The sequence below is a fragment of the Rhizobium ecuadorense genome (assembly GCF_001187535.1).
In the GTDB taxonomy this organism is placed as follows: domain Bacteria; phylum Pseudomonadota; class Alphaproteobacteria; order Rhizobiales; family Rhizobiaceae; genus Rhizobium; species Rhizobium ecuadorense.
Genome location: NZ_LFIO01000084.1, coordinates 1 through 216 on the forward strand (window position 1 = coordinate 1; position 216 = coordinate 216).

A 216-nucleotide genomic window follows, 5' to 3' on the forward strand; every position below is an offset into this window, starting at 1 on the left:
GCCCGTCCTGCGTCAACCCCTGATAGGCCGGAACCAGCCGGGCAATCTCGTCGAAAATTTCGGCTTGCGTCGATGGCCGCAGCGCCTGGTTGCGTAGCGCCGCGACGAAGTCGACAATCGCCAGATTGCCTCGCGCCTCGAAAACGGGCTCACGGAATTTGCGAACATTCTGGATCCGACCCTCGTTGTTGGTGAACGTTCCAGATTCCTCGCCGT

General features: G+C 60.6%; 1 protein-coding gene. It reads right to left on the reverse strand.

Annotated elements, in window-relative coordinates:
- A partial coding sequence (locus AF337_RS03820; protein ID WP_152970884.1) for a hypothetical protein occupies nt 1-216 on the reverse strand: 216 nt, incomplete at both ends.